Genomic DNA, 21652 nt, shown 5'->3' with positions numbered 1-21652 from the left:
AGTTAAAGAAAAATGAAGTAAAGCCGTTTAAACTCGCAATTTAATAAGTAATCTGTTGCTTTAGTCGACTAGTGTCCAGTATTAGGGGGTTAGACCGAATTGTTGTACGAAATACAACAACTACGGCTTGGTTACAAAAAAACCACGAAATTGTTGTACGTTGTACAACTTTAGCCCATTTTAGCCGGAGAAGACTGACACACTGAAAACAAAAATCACTCCCCGAGTGAGAATTCATTTATCCGTGAACTCAAAAAACAAACCCCGAGGCAGCCCTCGAGGTTTGTCTATTCCCGTACTTCACCAGTACTTATCTACCCTACTTCTGCGCCTGCTTCTCCCACTTCGCTTTCAGTGCACTTTCTATTTCAGCAAACACCTGCTCAGTAGTCTTACCTTCCGTGGAGATACCTAATTTAGCGGCTTTTTTATTCACTGCTTCTGCCTTTTTACCTTCTTTACTCGCCTTTAAAGCAGCACGTATTTCTTTGGCTGTCTTGCCTTCCGTTGCAACACCCGCTTTTGTTGCTTTTTCTTTCAGGCTCGTCAACGCGGCCGCTTGTAGCTCTGTTCTAATCTCTTTATTTGTTTTTCCATCTGTGGTAACACCGAGCTTTGCCGCTTTTTCTTGCAATTTCGGTAAAACAGCTGCTTTGAGCGCTGCTCTCAGCTCTTTATTCGTTTTCCCATCCGCGCTAACACCAAGTTTCGCCGCTTTTTCTTGCAGCTTCACTTGAACAGCCGCTTGAATGTCAGCTTTCAGCTGTTCCGCTGTTTTACCGTCAGTGCTAATACCCAGCTTCGCTGCTGCTTTGTTCAATTGTTCCGTGTGTTTGGCAGAACTTAAAGCTTTTAACTCCGCTTTGATCTGTTCACTCGTTTTACCATCTGTTGATATACCAAAAATTTGCGCTTTATCCTGAAGCAGCTGCTTAACTGGTTTAGTGGATTTGCTTGTTGGCGCTTGAGTAGTAGCCTGTGCATTCGCAGCAAAAGCCGCAATCGGAACTGTTAATACAATTGCACCAACCAACGCAATGCCTGTTAATTTTTTCAACATAAGTATCGCTCCTCAATTCGTTTATGGTTATGTTTACCTTACGAACCCTATCTTACCGAATAGTTATGTCATAAGTTTGTCATGCGGCGAAGCATAGGCGACTGCAAAAATATTTTAAACACCGTCCCCATTTGAAGTTGAGATTCCACTCGAATCGTACCGCCATGAGCTTCTACGATGTGTTTGCTGATTGTTAAACCGAGACCTGCGCCGGAACGGTTGCGGCTTTCGTCCGTTTTATAGAAACGATCGAATAGATGCGGCAATTTCTCTGGCGCGATACCTAGTCCGTTATCCCACACTTCTATCCAGCGTTCGTTCTTGACTACTTTTACTCGAATACCCGCCGAGGATCCCTCAGGAATATGGTTAATGGCATTGTCCAGCAAATTGATAAACACCTGCCTCAACCGGTCTGCATCCGCATAAACCAAGTATGGCCCTTCTGCCTCAGAGCTCAGCTCGATCTGCTTTGCTTTAGCTTTCATCTTGAGTTGGGTAACCACTAGCCCTATTAAGTCAGGTACATCGACATCCTGGAGGTTTAATTTGACCTGCTTCTCCTCAAACGACGACAGTTCCATCAAATCATCAACCAAATGGCTCAGCCGAAGCGTCTCCTGTAGAGAAACTTGGATGAATTCCTTCGCGTCTTCAGGCTCAACAACGCCATCCGTTATCCCCTGCAAGGAGGCTCGAATTGTCGTCAACGGCGTCCGCAGCTCATGGGATATTTCAGATAGAAATCGCTTGCGTCCCTCTTCTACTTTCTGCAGTTTACCGGCCATTCGATTCAGAGATCCTGACAGCGAGGCGATTTCGTCCTTGCCTCTAACCGGTACCCTTCCGCTGAAATCCCCCAAGGCCAAAGCCTCTGCGGTTTTGCTCATGAGTTGAATCGGCTTCATAAAATGTCTGGAAACAAAGTACAGGACAGCAATCGCAAGCAATGCAACCGTTAAGGCAGATAGGAATATCGCTCGATTAATGCCATTGATAGTGCCTTGAATATTCACGATTGGAGTGTATAAAAAAATCCCGCCAATGACGCGATTCTCCTGCATGACGGGTCGCCCGACAATGAGCATTTTCACCGAACTGTTTTGAGCAAAATTGCTTTGCACCGTCACTTGATTACCCGACAGCACTTTTTCCACCCATTCCTTACGTGCTGGGGCCTCGCCCACCGCCTGAATCTTATCCAGATTTGCTTTGGGATGCTTGATAACGGCAACATGAACGTTCGAAGTCTTCTCAATGGCGCTAATCTGCTTACGAAAATCCTTCAACTGTGTCGAGTTATCGAACAGATCCTTAGCCAGCTCACCAACCTGCTCCACCTTCTCTAGCAGGAGCTTCTCGCTGCGTTCATAGGTTTTCTGTTTCATCGAATAGCCAATGGTTCCTGAAATGGCAAGAATGGACACAACGGTAATCGAAATATAAATAAATAATAACTTGCGGTAAAAGGAGTTCAGCATGCACCTGGGCCCTCAAACTTATATCCTACACCCCATACGGTACGGATGCTCCAGTCCTCTTTCCTGTCCGTCAAAGCAGAAAGCTTTTGTCTCAAGCGTTTAATATATAAATCCACGACGCGGTCTTCACCCTCGAAATCCCAACCCCATATCTTTGCGATCAGGTCCTCCCGGGTAAATACTTGATTCGGGTTTCGCACGAAAAACAGCAGCAGTTCATACTCTTTCTTGGGTAAAGCAACGAACTGCCCTTCTACAGTCACGTCATGGGACAGGCTATCCACTCGCAAGCTGCCCACTTCATATAGATGAGCAGGCGCAGCAGCTTCTGTGCGGAGCAGCGTCCTGCGGAGTATCGTGGTCACACGAGCAACCAATTCATTCGGGTCGAAGGGCTTCACTAGATAGTCATCAGCGCCCATCTGCAAACCTTCAATTCGCTCATCCACGTGACCTCTAGCCGTCAGCATGAGAATAGGAACATCACTCTTCGCACGAATTTTCTGGCAGACCTCCCAGCCATCACGTTTGGGCATCATTATATCAAGTACAATGAAGTCTGGGTGCAGCTCATCAAACTGAGTTAGCGCCTGTTCACCATCATTTGCGGTTATTACTTTATATCCATTTTTCTCCAAATATAACTTCGTAATCCGGCAAATATTAAGATCATCATCTACCACCAATACGGTTGTCACGCGGCACGCTCCTTATGTAATAGGATTCATCATTTATATTACTGGATATTTGTGAACAAAAAATTTATTTTTTCAAAATGGTTTTTTACCGCGCTCGATTTCCAGCACAACAAAAAATCCTAGTTTTCACTAGGAGTTCCTGTCTAATCCTTATATGAACTCATGTGAGCCCAATTTTACACTTCAAAAGAGCTTTTCAGCGAGACAATCAGGTTAAACACCAGTTTGTCGCTTGTTGTATGTTTCGGATCTACGTTGAAATAGCCGTGGCGGAAAAATTGGAACTTGTCATGCGGCTGTGCTTGCTTCATATTGTCTTCCACGAAACCTTGCACAATTTGCAGTGAGTTTGGATTCAAATTCTCCAAGAACGAAACATCCTCGTCCTCTTCGTTATCGAGAATCAGCGGCTCATACAGACGGAACTCCGCAGGTACAGCACTCTTCGCATCTACCCAGTGGATCGTTCCTTTGACTTTACGGCCCGTAAATCCGCTGCCGCTTTTCGTTTCCACGTCATACGTGCAGTGCAGCTCAACCACTTTGCCGTTCTCATCTTTGATGAAATCATTGCACTTGATGAAATAGGCGTTTTTCAACCGCACTTCGTTGCCGGGAAATAACCGGAAATATTTGTTTGGCGGATTTTCCATGAAATCTTCTTGCTCGATGTAGATCTCGCGGGAGAACGGAATTTGGCGATTGCCCATCTCTGGATTCTCTGCGTTGTTCTCCATATCCAGCATTTCGACTTGATCCTCAGGGTAGTTCGTGATTACGACTTTGAGCGGATTCAGAACACCCATCGTACGCATCGCCTTCAACTTCAAATCCTCACGAATAAAATGATCCAGCATCTTCGCGTCAACGACGCTGTAGCTGCGAGCTACACCGATTTCGCGAGCGAAATTGCGAATGGATTCAGCTGTAAAGCCTCTGCGGCGCAAACCAGAAATGGTCGGCATCCGCGGATCGTCCCAACCGTCAACGGCTTTCTCGTCGACAAGCTGTTTCAGCTTTCTTTTACTCATAACTGTGTTCGTCAAGTTAAGGCGTGCAAATTCATACTGTCTAGGCACATTCGGCATCTCGCACTCGCGAACAACCCAATCGTAGAACGGGCGTTGGTCTTCGAACTCGAGCGTACAAATTGAATGCGTAACACCTTCAATGGCATCTTCCAGTGGATGTGCGAAAGCGTACATTGGGTAGATGCACCAAGCATCTCCCGTATTATGATGATGAGCATGCACGACACGATAAATGATTGGATCGCGCAGGTTGATGTTCGGCGAAGACATATCGATCTTAGCACGAAGAACACGCTCTCCATCTTTGAATTCACCGGCACGCATACGCTCAAACAAGGCGAGATTCTCTTCGATACTGCGTTCGCGGTAAGGACTGTTCGTACCCGGCTGTGTAAGCGTCCCGCGGGTTTCGCGGATTTCATCCGCTGTTTGGTCATCCACAAAAGCTAAACCTTTGTTGATCAAAACCACCGCACGTTTGTACATTTCCTCGAAATAATCGGAAGCAAAAAACAAACCGTCCCATTGAAAACCGAGCCAAGCGACATCTGCTTTAATGGATTCCACATATTCTGTATCTTCCTTCACCGGATTCGTATCGTCAAAGCGAAGGTTCGTTAACCCCTTGAATTCATCCGCAAGCTCAAAATTAAGACAAATCGACTTCGCATGTCCTATATGAAGGTAACCGTTCGGCTCCGGGGGAAATCGGGTAACTACCTGACTGACTTTGCCTGATTTCAGATCTTCGTTTACAATGTTCTTAATGAAATTGGATGGCGTGCTTACTGCTGCGCTCTTTGTTTCCATATGTTCCCAGCCTTTCTCCCACGGGTTAAAGTTTTATTTTCTATCATACACTATATCTTACTCAAATATAAAGGAGCCAGCGAGATGGAGACATTCGAACATTACCTAGATAAATATGCAGAGCTTGCCATACGTGTCGGATTAAATGTACAAAAGGATCAGACTGTCGTCATCATGACGCCGATCGCCTGTGCTGACTTTGTGCGCAAGCTAACGAAAAAGGCTTACGACGCTGGCGCCAAAGATGTCGTCATCGATTGGGACGACGATGAAGTGAAGGCGCTGCGCCTCAAGCACGCCCCGGAATCCACGCTGCGCGAGTACCCCATGTGGCGAGCAAACGGCCTGGAAGAGATGGCAAAGGACGGTGCAGCCTTCCTCCAAATCTATGCGCCTAACTCTGACTTGCTCAAAGATGTAGACCCTGAGCGGGTCGCCATCTCTAGCAAAACTACAGCAACTGCGCGCGAAGGGTTCCTGAAATATTTGCGCAGCAATCAGGTGAACTGGTTGATGGTCTCCTTCCCGACAGCGGAATGGTCGGCTAAGGTGTTCCCGGATTTGAGCGAAGCCGAGCGCATCAAGAAGCTGTGGGAGCAGATTTTCAAGCTGACTCGTGTGGATAAAGATGATCCGGTTGCAGCATGGAAACAGCATATCGAGACGTTGACAGACAAGCAGAATCTGCTGAACAACAAAAAGTACAAGCAGCTGCATTTCAAAGCTCCTGGTACAGATTTATACATAGAGCTAGCCCCTAAGCATCAATGGGTTGCCGCAGGGAGCGAGTCGGAGCGAGGCATTTTCTTCGTGCCGAACATCCCAACGGAAGAAGTATTTACGATGCCTGCACGAAATGGCACGAACGGAACCGTTCGCAGCACTTTGCCGCTGAGCTATCAAGGCTCACTAATCAATGGATTCAGCTTGAAATTCGAAAATGGCCGAGTTGTCGAGGCGACCGCTGAGGTGGGTCAAGAAGTGCTGAATAAGATGCTGGACATGGATGAGGGCGCCCGTTATTTGGGTGAAGTGGCACTTGTTCCTTATGACTCCCCCATTTCGCAGTCAGGACTCATTTACTACAACACCCTATTCGACGAAAATGCTTCCTGTCATGTCGCACTCGGTAATTCATATCCGTTCACGATTGAAGGTGGAACGACAATGAGCCCCGAGGAGTTAACCCAAAATGGCTACAATAAAAGCCTAATTCACGTTGACTTTATGATCGGCTCAGCTGACATGCAGATCGATGGCATTCTGGCAGATGGAAGCCGCGAAGCTTTGTTTCGCAAAGGAAACTGGGCATAAGACGGCAAGCATGACTTCATAGAAAGACCGCCACATCATGGAACAATTGCACTCCGTGAGATGGCGGTCTTTTTTTAACGTAACTTGCCAGGCAGCGTTTTGACAATGGAGGAGTCTTTCAGAATCCATTTCCCTTGTTTCCATTTCCAAACAGAGATGGCGTATCCAAGTGTATCTGCGTTCGCAATACCCGTGATTCGCTGAGCACCTTTCAGCTCACAGTACCCATCCCGATCAATATCTATCGGCTTCAGGGCGCCATAACCATGAACATCCACAATAATCGGCTTCACTACACTACCATTTTTGTATACACCGAATTTCTCGTAATCGTCCTTGCGGTCTTTGATATCGATTTTGAAAGACTTCCCTGTCTCTTCAATTTTCATCTTTACCACATAATTCTTCTTAAAAGTTGCCTTTACATGAAGGGGACTAGGCAGCGGGATAGCGGTCGGAACATTATTTTTCAGTGAGTAAATATAGTAGTTGGATAGCCCCCCGCTGCCCCCTGTTTCGGCGGATACATAGATTTGAGGCAGTTTGTCCTGAATAAAGTCACAAAAATCCATCTGAGGGTTATATCCACCCTCAAGCGGAATGACTACTTGGGTCTGGACTGGTCCTACGACGGTAATAAATAGCTTATCATAGTACGGACTACTACTATCCGACTTCATCCCTATCAGGGATACCGTATCCGGCTTGCCGTCACCAGTGACATCAATCTCACGTGTTTGTATAAGCTCGCCTTGCTGTGCAGTTTGTAGCGGTGGTGGCGGCATCTCTTCAGCGGACACGAATCCAACTCTCCATAAAGATGAGCTGCTCAAAAGCAAACTAATTATCGCTGTGCCTAGGGCGATTTTAAACCATTTTCTGAACATGTAATCCGACTCCTAATATAGGGATCTTTGAGCGTAGCTCAAAGTCTCTCCTCTTTGAGATTTGAATTCGGCTTATTATTTCTAAATTTTCCATCGGGTATGCGGAATTCCACAAAGGGAATTCTTTCTCTGAAATCGAATGTTAAAGTTAACATATATGAATCGATGAGGTGCTTTTCTTGAAAATTGATCGTCTGCTTGCCATTACCATGCTGCTTCTAAATCGAAGAAGAATTAGCGCTAAAGAACTTTCGGAGCGTTTTGAAGTGTCATTACGTACAGTTTACCGAGACGTTGAGGCCATTAACCAAGCTGGCGTTCCTGTGGTTTCTTATGCAGGGATGAGCGGTGGCTACGAAATTATGGACCAATATCGGCTGGATCGCCAATTTCTGTCCCTCGATGAGCTCCAATCTATTATTGTTGGCCTCAAAGGAATCCGCTCTACCGTCGGCGACCAAGAGATCAGCAACCTTCTTGATAAAGTCGGCGCTCTCGTGGCGAAATCGGAACAGAACACCGTCGCTAACCTAAACAATCAGCTTATTATTGATATGAATCCTTGGCGTGGCAGCAATCAAGACAAAGAGAAGCTGAGCACCCTGCGCACATCAATCAAGGAATCCAAACTGATTTCCTTTCAATATATTACTTCCCAAAGTGAGCAGTCTGTACGAACAGTAGAACCTATGGGCATTGTGGTCAAAGGCTTTGGCTGGTATTTGTACGGCTACTGCCTCCTTCGTCAAGATTTTCGCGTCTTCCGATTATCTCGTATGAAGGATATTGAAGTGCTTCAGAGAACCTTTGAACGTAAAGAAGGAGCCTTAGAACAGTTAGACCATAATTGGGGCAAAAGAGCCCCCTCCTCGCTCATCAAACTCGTGCTGCATGCGCAGCCGAATGTTCGAGCTCAAGTAGAGGATTATTTCCGTCCTGAGCAAATTACCGTTCAAGCTGATGGCACTTTGATGATTACCGCCACTCAACCGGATGAACCGTGGCTTCATGGCATGCTTCTTAGCTATGGCCCCAACCTGCGAATCATTGAACCGGCCCATATTGCAGCCATCATCAAAGATAAAGCTGAAAAAATCGTTCAACTATACGCAAATGAACACTGACAGGACGTTGTCAGTGGTGGTTGTCTATAATGAGATTATGAAGTAGGCGAGACAAATAAATTAATGCTTACGATGCCAGTATTTCTGGCGAAAAACTCAAGTTAATGCTTACGATGTCAGTTTTTCTGGCGAAAAACTCTAAGGAGGCTCACCCATGTTTAGAACAATCGAAGATTTTGTAAATGAATGGAACAATGAAGCAAAAGCTACCCAACGCGTGCTGGACACTTTGACAGATGCTTCACTTAAACAGCAAATCGCGCCCGACTTCCGCTCGCTAGGACAATTGGGTTGGCATATCGCGACTACCATTCATGAGATGACCTCACGCACTGGTCTTACGTTCAATGCTCCCGAAGGCGAAGAACACGCGCCAGCATCCGCCAAAACAATTGCCGACACCTACCGCACCTCCTCAGCCGGGCTAGCAGAAGCAATCCAGTCCCAGTGGACAGATGCTAAGCTCACTGAAAGCACTGATATGTATGGTGAGCAGTGGCTCAATGGTTTAACGCTGCGCATCCTCATTTCGCATGAAATTCACCATCGTGGTGAAATGATCGTCTTGATGCGTCAAGCCGGACTGCGAGTACCGGACATCTATGGTCCGACTCGCGAGGATTGGCTGGAGCGCGGCATGCAGCCGTTGGTGTGATTTAAAGTAGATATAGTAAGAAGTCGTTGAGAACTAGCTTGTCTTTGGATGAGTTTGAAAGAGCTTGAAAGAGCTTGAAAGAGCTTGAAAGAGATTGAAAGAGCTTCAAAGATCTTCAAAGAGCTTCAAAGAGATCGGAAGAGCTTGGAAGAGCTCAGGAAAGATGAAAGAGCACATCCTCCATGTGCTCTTTTTGGCTTTTTAGGGATTGTATATATTTTTGAAAGTCATTCGATAGAGTTGTCCCCAAAGACATATCTGGAACACTCAACTTCCACTCTGTGAATTCGAAGCCTGCATGCTACTTCCATTGGATTAATTCCAGTGGAAGTAGGGATTTGATAGCCTGGATGCCCATTCCATTGGAATAAATCCAATAAAATTGCGCTTTTCGAAGCATGAGAGTCGATTCCATTGCATTTTCTACAATGAAATTTCCTAAAACACCAATTTTACTCAATAAATCGTGAATTCCATTGTATACTTTACAACAGAAGCTCCTGCAGCTTCCTCACTCTCTCTCGGATACCACTGTTAAATCAAAATTTAATGATAACCCATCCAACAATACGAGGCATAAGCAATGAGCTATACCAAAAGAGGAGGCGAACCTATGCAAAATCAAACGGTCATCGTAACGGGCGCTAACTCAGGAATGGGCCTGGCCACTACTGTGGCGCTAGCCAGCCAAGGCGCCTACGTCATCATGCTGTGCCGCAGCCGCCAAAGAGGCGAGCAGGCACTGATCGAGGCGCGAAAGCAGAGCTGCTCGGAGCGCATCGAGCTTATGCTGTGCGACCTCGGCTCCCTTGCGAGCATCCGTTCTTTTGCCGCGGAGTTCCATGCCAAGCACAATGTGCTGGATGTGCTTGTGAACAACGCGGGGGTCGTCACCGTGAAGCGGCAGACTACAGCAGACGGCTTCGAGGCCATGATGGGTGTCAACCATCTCGGCCATTTCCTGCTGACCAACCTGCTGCTGGACGCCATCGTCCGCTCCCCGCAGGGGCGGATCGTGAACGTCTCCTCCGGCGCCCATAAGATCGGGCGCATCGATCTGACCAACCCTCACCTCACCCGAGGATATCGTGTCTGGAGCGGATACGCCCAGTCGAAGCTGGCGAATATCCTGTTTACCCGCGAGCTGGCGAAGCGGCTCGCCGGTACTTCCGCCACGGCCAACTCGCTGCACCCCGGGGCCGTGGGCACAAACCTCGGTGTCGATCGCGACACCGGATTCGGCAAGGCCGTGTATGCGATGCTGCGGCCGTTCTTCTTGACGCCGGCGCAAGGCGCGGAGACGGCGGTATATTTGGCCACGAGCCCGGACGTGAGGACGGTCAGCGGCGAGTACTACTACAGGCGGAAGATCGCGCCTGTCTCCGCCAGAGCCCAAGACGAGGAGCTAGCTCGTCAGTTTTGGACTTGGAGCGAACGCGAAGTAGGATTAACATCAGCCACAGAGTAGGCGCGGAAGGGAATCTTCAGGAACTCTTCGCCCCTTTCCCATGGATAAAAACTGGAAAATGAGGAAACATTATTCGAGCATTTACCCTCATTTTCGGAGTGTGACATGAATTGGACTTTTTTCATAGCCAAGAATCTCTAACCACGATCCAGTGGATTTTGCGCGCTGTTGCAGCCTATCTCTTCTTATTAATTGCGGCCAAAGCTTTGGGGCAACGCTCGATCTCCCAGCTGCGGTTTTTGGATTTCATTATTGCTCTCATTCTTGGAAATATTATTGCCCATCCGCTTTCGGATGAGCATTTAGGTTTAGTCGGCTCCATGATCACTACGATTGTAATCGTAGTACTATATATGACAACCTCCTGGTTAAGTCTAAAATGGAAATTCCTTAAGCATTATTTAGACCCGCCGCCTCTTAGGTTAATTAAAAATGGACAGATTCTAATGAAAAATCTGCGCAAAGCCAAAATATCTGTAGATCACCTATTCTCTGAGCTGCGCAAGCAGCAGATTGAAGATATAGCCAAAGTCGCACTTGCGCTGTGGGAGCCAGGGGGAATCATTTCCGTGTTCCTCGAGCCTCAGCACCAACCTGTCACGGCAAAAGATATGTACATACCAACGTCGTCGTTCTCTCTCGTGAAGCCGATTATTGTTGAAGGTTCCAGCGATGACAAAATGCTCGCTCAGTTAGGAAAAGACCACGCATGGCTGGAAGCTCAGATTCACACTGCACATCTCGATATGAAGGATGTTGAACTAGCTACCATAGATAATCAAGATCAATTGCGTATATATACCGATTTAGACACCATTGAAAAAGACGAGCAAACGCTGATCTGATAGCGTCCGTCGTCTTTTGGCTTTTAGATGAGAAAGCTTTGGATCTGTCATTTAAGAAAGCGCTTTAATATATTTGGAATTACAGCTAAAATATAACTAATATCGTTTTGGAATTGTTTGGATCCATTCTTTTTATCGGGACAACGTTTGGGTAAAGTTTTGGACTCAAACAAGCAATTTGAGGAATGAGGTGACCTTATTGAAAATGCCGCATACTTGGTTTCAAATTGGCAGTCGCAAAAGTGCACTGACGACGATGATCGCCTCTAATTTATTCATCCTGTTGATTCCACTTGCAATGGGACTCTTTTTGTACGCCAAAGTGGAGCAGAGTCTGGAAACAAACGCCAACCGTTCCAATACGGCGATGCTAGAGCAACTAAAGCTGTCGCTGGACTATAAATTATCGGAAGTAGATAATTTAATGCGCCAGGTCGCGCTCGATCCGAAGTTGGATTATATGTTGAAAATTCCGAAAGATGCGGACAGCGCCGATACATACCGTTTCGTGGAATTCATGCGCAACCAATTGAGCAGGTACCGCAGCATGGTTAGCAGTTTTATTTTTGACTATTACGTTTATTTTGACAGCAGCGATACTATCGTCAAAGCAGATTTATTGACCGATTCTCGTACCTTTTATTCCACCTACTATACTTTTAAGGACATGACGTATGAGCAGTGGCACAAGGAGATTTTGACAAGTACGCACAGCATGTCTTACTTGCCAGCCGCCTCCCTTGCTCGCGGGAATGAAATATCCACTAACACCGAATACGTTCCGAAGGAGGTCGTCGTCTATGAACAATCGCTTCCCCTTCGTTCGCAATCCGATGTCCTCGGTAATTTTATCGTTCTGATCGATGTCGACCAAATCAAACAAATGTTAAAGCAGTTGGAAACAGCTAGCGACAGCGCGATTTATATCATTGACCATACAGGAAAAACAATTATGAGCACGAGCGATATACCATTTTCGCCCGACCTTCTCAATCGCATTGAAACCAATAGCAGTCCATTCGATTACCGAATCGCTGGCGTCAATCAAATGGTATCGGTTACGTCCTCGCAAAAGGCGGGCTGGAAGTATGTGTCGGTAACGCCGAATGACGTATTTATGCAGCAGGTCAATCAAATTCAAACATGGTCCTTAGGACTTTTCATTATATGCTTGATCGCTGGGCTGCTAGCTGTCTACGCCGGGGTATACCGCAATTACAAGCCGCTTCAGAAAACGGTGAACGCGATTATGCGCGGGAAAGACATGATCGGGCGCCCTGCCTCCAACGAGTACGAGTTTATCCAACAGACGTTCGAAGGCTCGATTCACGAAGAAAAAAACTTGCGCAACATGCTAGCCCAGCAAATCCCGTTAATTCGAACCAACTATTTATCCCGCCTCATACGCGGTTATATGGACGTGGATGTTTCCTCAGAAAACGAAGAAACACTTCGGTTCATGGATCTATCGTTCGTAAGCGATCGTTTTGCCATACTCCTTGTCAAGATCGAAGACATAGATGATTTCAGCGAAGAACAATCCGAGCAAGGCTGGGCGCATGCAAGGTTTATCGTATCGAATATAGGTGTCGATCTTATTCAACTGCATCATACTGGGTATTCGGTTGAGCTCGATCGCGATCGTCTTGCTTTTCTCATCAACCTGGAGAATCGGCGAGGAGATCGCTCTGCTGTCGATATACGAGAATTTGCAGAATCGCTTAACAGCATGATTTCACAAAGATTCAAAATCAACATAACTGTAGCCGCAGGAGAGATCCATCAGGGGCCAAAGGCGATTCGCGACTCCTACCCAGAAGCGCTATCAGCACTTGAATATAGACTCATTAAAGGGAAAAACGCAGTCATCCACTTCCAAGATATCATAGATGCCACACAGCACTATTATTACCCGCTTGAAATCGAAATACAGCTTATCAATTTCGTTCGGAGCGGTGATTCGGATAATGTGGAAAAGCTGCTCTCTACGATCTATTCGATGAATTTCGATTCTAGCCACATCACGCCGGAACTTGGTAAGTGCTTGTTCTTCAATGTAATGAGCACATTTTTGAAAATTGTAAACGCCTCAAATACGAACCCGGAAGAAGTGCTTGGCGCGAATTTCGATCCGATCAAAGCGGTTTTCAGCTATCCGACGGCGGATGGCATGTACCAGAAAACGAAGGATTTGTACGCAACGCTCACCCGCTTGTTTATAGTCGAACGGTCCGACCACAGCACGCAATTACTGCAGGAGATCGTCCATTTCGTAGATCAAAATCTCGATGATCAGAACATGGGGCTGGCGCTTGTTGCCGACCGCCTCAAGATGACACCGCCATATATTTCCACCTTCTTCAAAAAACATCAAGGGCAAAATCTGTTAGATTACGTCACACGCAAACGGATTGAAAAAGCGAAATTGTTGATGGAGAACAAGGAGCTGACGAACGCACAAATTGCGCAAATGGTCGGTTATAATAACGACGTTGTGTTCATTCGCGCTTTCAAAAAGCAGGAAGGTATTCCGCCAGGAAAATACCGCGAAACGATGAGGCTGGGCAAAACCGGATCCGACGCATAAAGGGCAGCCTCTAGGGCTGTCCTTATTTTGATAAGTAAGCTGAATGTGGAATATAGACAGGATATCAGTGCTCCATGAAGGAAGGAGAGCAACAAATTTACACTGACGTTTTTTAATATCTCACTGATTTGTTTTCTACTAACCCGCAATTCTTATGAAAATACAACGCAAATGAAAAGTAGAAAGTATCCTTTCTCGCAGGCAGAAGCTACACTCGGAACTAGAAGGCGGGACAATAACGATCCCGTTTCACAATTCAATCACTATGAAAAGGGAGGCGTTTACATTGAAGAAAAAAATGAAACATGTAAGTTCTTTCATTCTGATTTCTTTACTCGCTGCTTCAGTTGCCGCATGCAGCAGTAATGGCGGAGGCGAGAAGTCGTCGCCGCAGTCTGGCAAAGAAACACAGCCGCCGAAGTTGACCCATCTGACGTACTGGGTAACCAACCAGCCCTCAGCTGCTTCGCAGATGAAGACATACGCAGAAATGGAAATGTATAAGGAACTCGAAAAAATATCCGGTGTAAAGGTGGAATTCCAACATCCTCCAACCGATGCCCAACAGGCAAAAGAACAGTTTAACCTAATGCTCGCCTCCAACCAACTGCCGGACGTTATTGAAACGAGCTGGACGGGGTATCCAGGCGGACCGGAAAAAGCGATTCAAGATAGCAAAATTATTAAGCTGAATGATTTGATCGATAAATACGCACCGAACCTAAAAAAACTGTTGACGGATCATCCGGACTGGAAAAAGCAAATCATGACGGACGATGGCAGTATCTACTCATTCCCGTTCCTGCGAGGTGGTGAGAAGGTCAGAGTGTTCTTCGGCCCAGGTGTACGTCAGGATTGGCTGGATAAACTGGGCTTGAAAATGCCAACAACGATCGACGAATGGTACAACGTGTTGAAAGCGTTTAAAGAGAAAGATCCGAACGGCAACGGCAAAGCGGACGAAATCCCGATTTACCTCGATAAAGCATTATTCGCTACCGATGCTCCGTTCCTCGGCGCATGGGGCATCAATTACAGTTTCTACCAAGACAGCGGCAAAGTGAAGTACGGCCCAATCCAGCCGGAGTTCAAAGATTTCCTTGCAACGATGAACAAATGGTACAAGGAGGGCTTGCTTGACAAAGACTTCGCAGCCCCGAACGATAAATTATACGACAATAAAATGACAACAAACCTGTTGGGAGCATCTGTGTTCTATAACGGCGGAGGCATCGGCAAATACGCCAACCTGATGAAGGACAAGGACCCGAATTTCAAGCTAGTCGCCGCTCCTTATCCGCTATTGAAAGCTGGGGATAAACCAATTTGGGGCCAGAAAGATTTTGTAACCAACGGTATTGGCGCTGCTATCACAACGAGCAACAAAAATCCCATTGAAACTGTCAAATGGCTTGATTATGCTTACGGCGAAAAAGGCGATCTGCTATTTAACTATGGCAAAGAAGGCGTCAGCTACAAAATGGAGAACGGCAAAGCCGTATTCCTTCCGGAAGTAGTCAACCCGCCGAGCGGAGTCAGCCTTGCTCAATCATTTTCGAAGCATAACCGTTCGACGTGGAGCGCACCGTTCGTGCTTAGCGATAATTTTCAATTGCAATATCTCGCGCTCCCACAGCAGAAAGATGCGCTTGAAATCTGGTCGAAACCAACGGCTGAACGTAAAATGCCGCTCGTGACACCGACCAAAGATGAAAGCAGCAAGTATGCTTCCGTCATGACGGATGTCGAGACTTATCGCGACGAATTGCTGCTTAAATTCATTATGGGCGTGGAGCCGATCGAAAACTTCGACAAATATGTTAAGAAGATTCAAAGCATGGGCATCGAAGACGCCACCAAAATTCAGCAGGCTGCGCTCGAACGATTTAATAAACGCAGTTAAATCGAAAGCTTCGGACTGGGAGATGACGGCTTCATCTCCCGCTTTCATATCGAAACCATGCAGAAAGGCAGGGAGAAACGATGGCGCAAAGCTCTGGAAACCTACAGGCAGGCACTGTAACCAAAATCTATCGCGAGCCGACATTACTTCAAGTTATTCGCTCGGATCTTAAGCGGCATTGGGCTATTTATGTGATGGCCCTGCCTGTTATCGCTTATTACCTCCTGTTTCATTACGGGCCGATGTACGGTTTACAAATCGCATTCAAAGATTTTTCAACAGTAAAAGGCATCTGGGGAAGTCCGTGGGTCGGTTTCAGACATTTTGAAAGCTTTTTTAACGGAATTTATTTCTGGCGGTTAATTAAAAACACCATTTTAATCAACGTATATGAGCTTTTATTTGGCTTTCCGGCGGCTATTGTATTAGCACTGCTTCTCAATGAAATTCGCAATAGCATGTTCAAACGTGTTGTACAGACAATCTCTTATTTGCCCCATTTCATTTCAATCGTCGTCGTGGCTGGGATGATGGTCGACTTTTTAGGCCGTACGGGTCTCATCAACCAAATCATCGCCTCCTTCGGAATCGAACCGATCGACTTTTTGAAAGAAGCGAGCTGGTTCCGTTTCCTGTTTGTTTCGTCTGGTATTTGGCAAGGAATCGGTTGGGGTTCCATTATCTATTTGGCGGCGATGGCCACCATTGACCCTACCCTGTATGAGGCCGCCCGGATGGATGGCGCGAACCGTTGGAAGCAGACGCTGCACATCACAATTCCCGGTATTATGCCCACGATCGTTATTTTGTTTATTTTGAATATGGGCAACATGCTATCGGTTGGCAGTGAAAAAGTACTTCTTCTGTACAACCCGCTCACTTATGAGACAGGGGATGTCATTTCAACCTACGTCTATCGCAAAGGTGTTCTGGAGGCAAGTTACAGCTTTACGGCAGCAGTGGGGCTATTCAACTCCATCGTAAGCTTCATTCTGATTGTGTCCGCCAACAGCATCAGCAAGCGGCTCACCGAGAATAAACTTTGGTAGTCAGAAGGGAGATTCGGCGATGAAACCAACAACAGGTGAACGATCATTTGGATATTTGAATGCACTCCTTATGATCGGCCTTTGCATAGTCACTTTGTACCCATTCTTATACGTTCTATTTGCTTCGTTTAGCAATGCAACGTCTTTCCTGCAGCATCGCGGACTGATGTTCAGCCCGGCCGGCTTCGATCTCGGCGCTTACAAAGCTGTGTTCAATAACCCAATGATTGTAAAAGGGTACCAGAATACGTTGCTCTATGTGGTGCTTGGTACCGCAATTAATCTCGTCATGACGGCGATCGGCGCCTACGTATTGTCCAGACCTCATTTATACTTCAAAAATATGATCATGTTTTTCATCGTCATAACGATGGTATTTCACGGCGGCTTGATTCCGACTTACCTGCTTGTGAACGACCTCGGGATGATGAACACGATGTGGGCGCTTCTCATTCCCGGTGCGATCAATACATTCAACATGATCATCATGCGGACCTCTTTTCAAGGCATCCCAGTTAGTTTGGAAGAATCCGCGCGAATGGACGGCGCTAGCGATTGGAAGATTTTATTCCTCATTATAATCCCGCTTTCGATGCCTGTTATTGCTGTCATGATTTTGTGGTACGCGGTAGGACATTGGAATTCCTACTTCAGTGCGCTAGTCTATCTGCGGAGCCGTGAAGACTACCCGCTACAGCTCGTACTCCGTGAAATTTTAATTGCCAACAATACGGATTCGATGATGACGGGTGCAGCCAACGATGATAAATACGCAATTGGGGAAACGATTAAATATGCGACGATTATCATCTCGACGTTACCCATTATTTGCCTATACCCGTTTCTGCAAAAGTATTTCGTCAAAGGGGTCATGATTGGGGCGATTAAGGAGTAACTCTGCTGCAAAGCATGTGTGGAGTGATCTTGCTTAAATAACCTCCACCCCGACACCCAGCTCTCGCCAACGATCAAAAAAGTCTGGGCATGTTTTCGAAACACAGCCTGGATCCGCAATCCTGACGCCATTCACCCTTGCGCCGATCAATGAAAGAGCCATCGCCATTCGATGGTCGTCGTGGGGGTCGAGCAGCGCGGGCTGCGGCTCCCCTGGGTACACCGTTAACCCATCCGCATGTTCTTCCACCTGAACGCCAAGCTTCCCAAGTTCCTCACACATCGCCGCAATGCGGTCGCACTCGTGATGCCTGATATGCGCAGCATCCGTCAATGTAATGGGACCATCTGCGAAGGGAGCCAATGCTGCTAGTGTAAGCGTCTGGTCCGACCAACGCTGCATACTCACCGTGAAGCCGCCTTTAAGACGGTTTGTACCCCGGACTTCAATGTAACGCTCACCATGCGTCACCGAACAGCCCATTTTCTCCAAAATAGACAGTAGCTCTATATCCGGTTGTCGTGTCTGCGCGGAAATTCCCTCAATACGTACACGTCCATTCGTCAGAGCAGCGAGTGCCCAGAAGTAAGCGCAAGTTGATACATCGGGTTCCAGCATGAATGTACGAGCTTCATAAACGCTCGGCTGAATCGTAATCGTTTGCCCATCCTCATGAACATCCGGCCTCACACCGAACGCCCACATCATATCTAATGTCATCTCGACGTAGTCCCGCTGCACAATTTGATCAGCGATCCGAATGGTAAGAGTGTCTTTCGCATAAGGAGCTGCGAGGAGCAATCCACTAATAAACTGACTGGAAACCGCTCCAGAAACCGTTACTTCTCCTCCGTTAAGACCATCTGCATGCAGCGTCAGCGGCACACATCCAGGATTGCCGTTATAACGGATATCCGCTCCCAAACTGGATAATGCATCCAATAGAGGTGCAAGAGGCCTTTCAGCCATACGCTTACTGCCATCAACTGTCCACTCCCCATGACCAACGGCAAGCGCCCCGGGTAAAAAGCGTGCGACCGTTCCAGCAGCCCCAACATACAAATCCGCTTTCGCGACAGACCAATGCCCTTCGTTCCCCTTGACCGTAAGCGAGTCCCCATCCATCTCGATTCCAACTCCCAGCTCTCCGAGCGCTTTCATACACCAATACGAGTCATCGCTTTGTAAAATACCCTGAAGTCGCGTGGTCCCCTTCGCCAGTGCAGCAATAAGGAGTGCGCGATTGGTGAAGCTTTTACTGCCCGGTATTGTAATAGTGGCATCTACCGCTCCGTGAAGCGGCGACAACCGTACTTCCTGTCCCTCCAGATGCTGCGACCACGGTGATCTTGCTCTCCGATCTGGCTCGTGCGTCTTTGAATCCTTCATCTCATCCACCCTCTCCAATTGTGCGTATCCAGTAAGCCAATTATAATAGGAGGTAAAGGCATAGATGAAATCACCAAATAAGCACCTTCCCATAAAGGAGCTCTATATCATGATCCATTTAGAATGGTACCGAATATTCCTTCACGCCGCCAAAGCGGGCAATTTAACCAAAGCAGCCGGGGAGCTTTACATTACCCAACCATCCGTCAGCTATGCAATTAAACAAATGGAACAGGCCCTATCCATGAAGCTTTTTCATCGGCAATCCAAGGGTGTGGAGCTAACAACTGAGGGGAAGCAATTACTGCTTTATGTGGAGCAATCTTTTGCGCTTTTGGAGGCTGGGGAGAAAAAAATGTCCGCACTCAAGCACCTCACAGGAGGCGAACTTCGTGTCGGAGCGAGTGATTCATTATTCAAGCACTTCTTATTCCCTTATTTGGATAACTTTCATAAACAATATCCCGATGTCCGCATCCGTCTTTCTCACGGCAAAACATCCGAGATTACAGCTCGAGTCAAAGAGGGCAGCATCGATTTCGGACTTATTCATTTGCCAACTGCCGATGATCCTCATCTCGATGTCCAAGCGATCATGACCCTCCAAGACTGCTTCGTGGGCGGTGAAGCTTACCGTGATCGAGATGACCACTCACTTTCCGCGCAGGATATCAGCCAATTCCCCTTACTGCTCCTGTCTCCTGGAAGCAGCACAAGGCGTTTCGTTGAGCAATGGTTCGCTGCCCAAGAAGTCACGATCGAAGCCGACATCGAGCTCGGCAGCATTGATCTGCTTATCGAATTTGCAAAACTCGGCTTCGGCGTTGCATTCGTCCCTCGATCTTACGTCGTCAAAGAATTGGCTGAAGGTAATCTGCATGAGCTAAAGCCTGCCAAAACCATCCCTGCCCGCAGCATCGGAATCACCACCCGTCAAGATATGACGTCGTCTGTTGCGGCGGCTAAATTTCTTGAGATGCTTTCGTCTTAAAATTGCTTATACTGCCAATATATACTCTGAGAAGCAGATGTACGTATAGATATGTATACCGTACAAAGATACGTACACGTACTCTACATAAAACGCTTCTCGACTTTTTTGCTAATCATAAGTGAGATCGCAATAAATAAGGCCACGTAGATCAACTCATACGGATTCTCAATGAATCGCTTAGGATCGTGTCCGATGAAGCTAACCGACAGGACCATGACCGCTTTCCCCGCGGCAACCGCAACCAAAAAAGAACGAAACCTCATGCCGACCAGCCCGGCAGCCATATTAATCACAACGAAAGGTCCTACCGGAAAAAGACTGAGTATAAACACATAGTTGAAAGCCTGACGGCGCGCCCAAAGGAGACTTTTTTGGACCTTGGGCTTTTGTGCCCAGCGCTCTAGATAAGGATGGCCGGCTACTTTTTTGACGATCGCAAAAGTCACCAAGCACCCGCACACAATACCTATCCAAGAGTAAAGAAAACCGAGCCACAGCCCATATACAGCTGCATTTACACTAATAATGACAAGTGTAGGAAGCGGCGGAACGAATGATTTCATGAAAGGTAGAAGAAGACCAGGCAAGGGGCCGAGTGATCGATACTTGTCCAGGATCATCGCCAAATTATCTTCCGTGAGGTAGGACAAGAGTTCTGTTATTCCCATATGTATGCACACCTACTCGCTTAACAGTTAGTTGAAGACTGGGATAAACTTTCGAATTAACGAAGGATAAAGGCTTGCGCTGTCCAAAAGGACGAGCTCGCTTATCAAAGCTGGCTGAGAAAGCAAGTGAAGTTGCAAATTTATAAAATCGAGTCAACAGAAAAAAGAACCTCCATAGGCATAATAGCACATGAAGGTTCTGGTTGCTTATTTTTGAGCGAAAAACACTAAATTGACACATGATGGATCTCGCCTGTGGATGCTTACGCAAAACTAATGTATGTTTGGTGACATTCGCTGGCTAACCATCGTGCATTTGTATTCTGTATAACCGTACATCCTCCGCTGAACTACCTTTGGTTACAAAGTTGTATTCGTCCAGCAATATATCCTCTTCTTCCCTACCATAGCCCGCCAAGCGTCTTCCGTGCTACAAACGTCCTCGTCAGCTCTACCTTAGCCTCCAAAGTTGTATTTCGTACAACARTATTTCCTCTTCTTCCCTACCTTAGCCCGCCAAGCGTCTTCCGTGCTACAAACGCCCTCTTCAGCTCTACCTTAGCCTCCAAAGTTGTATTTCGTACAACAATATTTCCTCTTCTCCCCTACGTTAGGCTAAAAAGTTGTATTTCGTACAACAGTTCCAGCTGAAAACACGCGTTTCCTCCGAGATGCGGCCAAATTGTTGTATTTTTGAGTCAATTTCATAATTCCAAACCCTTGTTACATCTAGCTTTTTAAGGCATAAAAAAAGGAGTACCTCCCCAAATCTCGAAGGTAATAGGCGACGAAAC

At 46.8% G+C, this 21652-nt stretch carries 17 protein-coding genes; 10 read left to right on the top strand and 7 right to left on the bottom strand.

Annotated elements, in window-relative coordinates:
* Positions 1-319: 319 nt before the first annotated feature.
* The 4 genes from ASG85_RS26985 to ASG85_RS26970 all read right to left on the bottom strand — a co-directional run bounded on the left by ASG85_RS26985 (position 320) and on the right by ASG85_RS26970 (position 5080).
* On the bottom strand, positions 320-1060 hold the full coding sequence (locus ASG85_RS26985) for a hypothetical protein (RefSeq protein WP_060648289.1): 741 nt from the start codon (positions 1058-1060) through the stop codon (positions 320-322).
* Between the two features lie 68 nt (positions 1061-1128).
* Positions 1129-2541 (bottom strand): sensor histidine kinase, encoded by a 1413-nt coding sequence (locus ASG85_RS26980; protein ID WP_060648288.1) that lies wholly within the window; start codon positions 2539-2541, stop codon positions 1129-1131.
* A complete protein-coding gene (locus tag ASG85_RS26975) occupies positions 2535-3239 on the bottom strand; it encodes a response regulator transcription factor (protein ID WP_057302796.1) in 705 nt (234 codons plus the stop codon). The genes ASG85_RS26980 and ASG85_RS26975 overlap by 7 nt, the downstream gene beginning before the upstream one ends.
* Before the next feature lie 176 nt (positions 3240-3415).
* Entirely contained in the window at positions 3416-5080 is a 1665-nt protein-coding gene (locus ASG85_RS26970; RefSeq protein WP_060648287.1) for a glutamine--tRNA ligase/YqeY domain fusion protein, read from the bottom strand.
* A gap of 84 nt (positions 5081-5164) precedes the next feature.
* On the opposite strand from ASG85_RS26970, the gene ASG85_RS26965 reads away from it, so the two are divergent.
* Complete coding sequence (locus ASG85_RS26965) at positions 5165-6394, top strand: aminopeptidase (protein ID WP_060648286.1); 1230 nt, start codon at positions 5165-5167, stop codon at positions 6392-6394.
* 74 nt (positions 6395-6468) lie between these two features.
* Here the strand turns inward: ASG85_RS26965 and ASG85_RS26960 are convergent, their stop codons facing one another.
* Complete coding sequence (locus ASG85_RS26960; protein WP_060648285.1) at positions 6469-7281, bottom strand: hypothetical protein; 813 nt, start codon at positions 7279-7281, stop codon at positions 6469-6471.
* A 179-nt stretch (positions 7282-7460) separates the two neighbouring features.
* Between ASG85_RS26960 and ASG85_RS26955 the strand changes: the two genes are divergently transcribed.
* The 8 genes from ASG85_RS26955 to ASG85_RS26920 all read left to right on the top strand — a co-directional run bounded on the left by ASG85_RS26955 (position 7461) and on the right by ASG85_RS26920 (position 17807).
* Positions 7461-8405: a helix-turn-helix transcriptional regulator gene (locus ASG85_RS26955; RefSeq protein ID WP_063860399.1), complete on the top strand. Its 945-nt coding sequence runs from the start codon at positions 7461-7463 to the stop codon at positions 8403-8405.
* 154 nt (positions 8406-8559) lie between these two features.
* On the top strand, positions 8560-9060 hold the full coding sequence (locus ASG85_RS26950) for a DinB family protein (RefSeq protein ID WP_060648284.1): 501 nt from the start codon (positions 8560-8562) through the stop codon (positions 9058-9060).
* A gap of 613 nt (positions 9061-9673) precedes the next feature.
* Positions 9674-10528 (top strand): SDR family oxidoreductase, encoded by an 855-nt coding sequence (locus tag ASG85_RS26945; protein ID WP_060648283.1) that lies wholly within the window; start codon positions 9674-9676, stop codon positions 10526-10528.
* Positions 10529-10638: 110 nt separating this feature from the next.
* Positions 10639-11373: a DUF421 domain-containing protein gene (locus ASG85_RS26940; protein ID WP_060648282.1), complete on the top strand. Its 735-nt coding sequence runs from the start codon at positions 10639-10641 to the stop codon at positions 11371-11373.
* A 190-nt stretch (positions 11374-11563) separates the two neighbouring features.
* Complete coding sequence (locus ASG85_RS26935; RefSeq protein ID WP_235550230.1) at positions 11564-13960, top strand: helix-turn-helix domain-containing protein; 2397 nt, start codon at positions 11564-11566, stop codon at positions 13958-13960.
* A 298-nt stretch (positions 13961-14258) separates the two neighbouring features.
* Positions 14259-15863 carry an ABC transporter substrate-binding protein gene (locus tag ASG85_RS26930; protein WP_156396843.1) on the top strand — a complete coding sequence of 535 codons (1605 nt, stop codon included), beginning with the start codon at positions 14259-14261 and terminating at the stop codon, positions 15861-15863.
* 80 nt (positions 15864-15943) lie between these two features.
* The gene (locus ASG85_RS26925; RefSeq protein ID WP_060648279.1) at positions 15944-16912 is read left to right on the top strand and encodes an ABC transporter permease; all 969 of its coding nucleotides are present in this window, start codon (positions 15944-15946) and stop codon (positions 16910-16912) included.
* 19 nt (positions 16913-16931) lie between these two features.
* Entirely contained in the window at positions 16932-17807 is an 876-nt protein-coding gene (locus tag ASG85_RS26920) for a carbohydrate ABC transporter permease (protein WP_057302786.1), read from the top strand.
* Between the two features lie 33 nt (positions 17808-17840).
* Here ASG85_RS26920 and aroA read toward each other — a convergent pair whose 3' ends face one another.
* Positions 17841-19196, bottom strand: a complete 1356-nt coding sequence (gene aroA, locus ASG85_RS26915) for a 3-phosphoshikimate 1-carboxyvinyltransferase (protein ID WP_060648278.1) — start codon at positions 19194-19196, stop codon at positions 17841-17843.
* A gap of 109 nt (positions 19197-19305) precedes the next feature.
* Between aroA and ASG85_RS26910 the strand changes: the two genes are divergently transcribed.
* A complete protein-coding gene (locus ASG85_RS26910) occupies positions 19306-20187 on the top strand; it encodes a LysR family transcriptional regulator (RefSeq protein ID WP_060648290.1) in 882 nt (293 codons plus the stop codon).
* A gap of 83 nt (positions 20188-20270) precedes the next feature.
* Here ASG85_RS26910 and ASG85_RS26905 read toward each other — a convergent pair whose 3' ends face one another.
* A complete protein-coding gene (locus ASG85_RS26905) occupies positions 20271-20858 on the bottom strand; it encodes a TVP38/TMEM64 family protein (RefSeq protein ID WP_060648277.1) in 588 nt (195 codons plus the stop codon).
* Between the last annotated feature and the right edge of the window lie 794 nt (positions 20859-21652).

This window comes from Paenibacillus sp. Soil724D2 (assembly GCF_001427935.1).
Classification (GTDB): domain Bacteria; phylum Bacillota; class Bacilli; order Paenibacillales; family NBRC-103111; genus Paenibacillus_E.
Note: the sequence above shows the minus strand (reverse complement) of the source record. Positions and strands in the feature narration are given on the sequence as shown.

Excerpts from the sequence above, each read along its gene's own strand:
- aroA (WP_060648278.1), bottom strand. The coding sequence starts at position 19,196 with ATGAAGGATTCAAAGACGCACGAGCCAGATCGGAGAGCAAGATCACCG.
- ASG85_RS26965 (WP_060648286.1), top strand. The coding sequence starts at position 5,165 with ATGGAGACATTCGAACATTACCTAGATAAATATGCAGAGCTTGCCATA.
- ASG85_RS26970 (WP_060648287.1), bottom strand. The coding sequence starts at position 5,080 with ATGGAAACAAAGAGCGCAGCAGTAAGCACGCCATCCAATTTCATTAAG.
- ASG85_RS26930 (WP_156396843.1), top strand. The coding sequence starts at position 14,259 with ATGAAACATGTAAGTTCTTTCATTCTGATTTCTTTACTCGCTGCTTCA.
- ASG85_RS26950 (WP_060648284.1), top strand. The coding sequence starts at position 8,560 with ATGTTTAGAACAATCGAAGATTTTGTAAATGAATGGAACAATGAAGCA.
- ASG85_RS26980 (WP_060648288.1), bottom strand. The coding sequence starts at position 2,541 with ATGCTGAACTCCTTTTACCGCAAGTTATTATTTATTTATATTTCGATT.
- ASG85_RS26985 (WP_060648289.1), bottom strand. The coding sequence starts at position 1,060 with ATGTTGAAAAAATTAACAGGCATTGCGTTGGTTGGTGCAATTGTATTA.
- ASG85_RS26910 (WP_060648290.1), top strand. The coding sequence starts at position 19,306 with ATGATCCATTTAGAATGGTACCGAATATTCCTTCACGCCGCCAAAGCG.
- ASG85_RS26960 (WP_060648285.1), bottom strand. The coding sequence starts at position 7,281 with ATGTTCAGAAAATGGTTTAAAATCGCCCTAGGCACAGCGATAATTAGT.
- ASG85_RS26920 (WP_057302786.1), top strand. The coding sequence starts at position 16,932 with ATGAAACCAACAACAGGTGAACGATCATTTGGATATTTGAATGCACTC.
- ASG85_RS26905 (WP_060648277.1), bottom strand. The coding sequence starts at position 20,858 with ATGGGAATAACAGAACTCTTGTCCTACCTCACGGAAGATAATTTGGCG.
- ASG85_RS26925 (WP_060648279.1), top strand. The coding sequence starts at position 15,944 with ATGGCGCAAAGCTCTGGAAACCTACAGGCAGGCACTGTAACCAAAATC.
- ASG85_RS26945 (WP_060648283.1), top strand. The coding sequence starts at position 9,674 with ATGCAAAATCAAACGGTCATCGTAACGGGCGCTAACTCAGGAATGGGC.